The 2382-nt window shown below is 47.9% G+C and carries 1 protein-coding gene; it reads left to right on the forward strand.

The annotated features are described in order from the left end of the window. Positions 1-820 precede the first annotated feature (820 nt). The gene (hisD, locus tag AB1797_13925) at positions 821-2131 is read left to right on the forward strand and encodes a histidinol dehydrogenase (protein ID MEW5768685.1); all 1311 of its coding nucleotides are present in this window, start codon (positions 821-823) and stop codon (positions 2129-2131) included. The last annotated feature ends 251 nt before the right edge of the window (positions 2132-2382 follow it).

Genomic DNA, 2382 nt, shown 5'->3' on the forward strand with positions numbered 1-2382 from the left:
CTTCGTGTCCTTCGTGCTCTTCGTGGTTTATCCTTGATTTTCATCAAGGCAGGCTCTTGTTTACCCCATCCTTTTACCCAATTTGTGGGTAAGGATAAGCCCATCAAGGGAGAGGGAATTTTGCTTTATCTCCCAACTAACTGCTTAATTTAGTTTGAGTAGTTACCTTCCTCGGCGCGTCAGGGGTTTAGACACTGAGAGTCTGCCCCACTCCTGGCGTCTGACCCTTGAATCCTGCTGAAACCACCCAGAAACTTTCGCCGAACGGGACTAATAAATTAGGCCAATTATACCAGCCGTCATACTGGTTGTCAAGGAGAATTATTCCGACCTGGCCATTCTAACTGTCTCCTTTCTGTCTTTTTTTCACTTGACTAAACCATTTCTGCAAGTTATAATGGCCATTGATCATCATTTCGGCCATTTATAGCCCTCTGGCCACCAGGTGTCTGGTAGCCTGGTGTTCCGCCTACCAGTCAACCAGACTACTGCCTTATCACGTTAGTATTTATGGGTAGAGTCTCTTTAGTAGGGGCGAATAATTATTCGCCTTTACCACCTCCTTTTGCAAGGACGATTCGCGAATCGCCCTTACTGTAGGGGCACCTTGCAACGTGCCCCTACAGCCTTGTCAAGATAGAAGTTATCTGTTAGTGCTTGTCTTTATGCCGAAGGGTTAAATAATTACCCAAATAAGAATCATAAGGGTTACCCTTACAAAAGGCGAACCCATTAAAGCAAGCTTGACAAGGCACTACCAGACACCAGACTACCAGATGTCTGGGATAAGGCCGAAACGAGGAACAAGTCGGAGGATCTTATGCGAATATTAAAAAGCTTTGAGCCGGCTCATAAAAAAATTATAGAAGAACTTCTGAATCGGGCTGATTCTCTCCTTCTGGATGAAGAGATCGGACACCGGGTGGATGATATTTTGAGGCGGGTAAGAAAAGAGGGCGATCAGGCGCTTTTGGAATATACGGAAAGGTTTGATCAAGTAAAATTGTCAGTGGACCAACTAAAGGTAAGTCAGGAGGAAATAGATGGCGCCCTGGCAGAGGTCGAGGCAGAAAATCTTCAAGCCCTCAAGAGGGCAGCGGATAATATCACCAGGTTTCATACTGGCCAGCTCCGAAATTCTCACCTCTCTCTGGAAGAGGAAGGGATTATCCTAGGCCAAATCTATCGGCCTTTAGATCGGGTGGGGATTTACATCCCGGGCGGGACAGCTCCCCTTGTATCTACGGTGCTGATGACGGCTCTGCCGGCCAGAGTGGCTGGCACAGGTAAGATAATTATGGCCTCACCCCCCAATAAGGAAGGCAAAATTAATCCTTATATCCTGGCCGCTGCCCGGCTAAGTCAGGTTGATGAAATCTATCGGGCAGGCGGGGCTCAGGCCATTGCGGCCCTGGCCTATGGGACCGAAACTATAGCCAGGGTGGACAAGATTGTGGGGCCGGGCAATATCTATGTGGCCTTAGCCAAAAGCAAGGTCTACGGGCAGGTTGATATTGATATGGTGGCCGGTCCCTCAGAGATCGTGGTCGTAGCTGATGACCTGGCCAATCCGGCTTTTGCTGCGGCTGATCTTCTCTCTCAGGCCGAACACGATCCATTAGCTCGAAGCATCTTGATTACTTTATCTTTGGAAACGGCCCAAAAGGTAGAAAAAGAGATCGAGAGGCAAGTCGAGACCCTTCGCCGGGCTAATACCTGCCGGACTTCATTAGCTCAGCAGGGGGCTATTATTGTCGTCAGAGACCTGAAGGAGGCCTGCGAACTGGTCAACCGTATCGCCCCTGAACATCTGGAGCTTCAGGTATCCAATCCCTGGGAACTCCTGGGAGGGATCAAGAATGCCGGCGCCATTTTCCTCGGGAATGAAGCCGGGGAGTCGGTGGGCGATTACATGGCCGGGCCAAGCCACGTCCTGCCCACTTCAGGCACCGCCCGCTTTGCCTCTCCCCTGGGGGTAGATGATTTTATCAAAAGATCGAGTCTCATTGCCTACAATAGGTCCGCCCTGGCCAAATACGGTCAAGACATCATTCGTCTGGCCGAAATCGAAGGCCTGTCAGCTCACGCCAGGGCAATTGAAGTAAGATTATCAGTAGACAGTAGTCAATAGGTAGTAATCATTACTCACTCTCTAACTGATTACTGACTCGGTTGATTTAATAGCTTTTTTAAGAGATCGCGGCAATTGCAGTATATAATTGTTGGTTATGCTAATAAAATGAATAATTTAAATATTAAACTTGCATTCCGCACTTGTAAAACAGGGTTATATGTGGTAAAATAGTAACGCATAGCCAGCAATAAACACAGCAATAAAGAAAGCAGAGGTCCTACCAATGATCAAAGCACTTAATGAAGTAG

The organism is bacterium, assembly GCA_040753085.1.
Lineage (GTDB): Bacteria > UBA9089 > JASEGY01 > JASEGY01 > JASEGY01 > JASEGY01.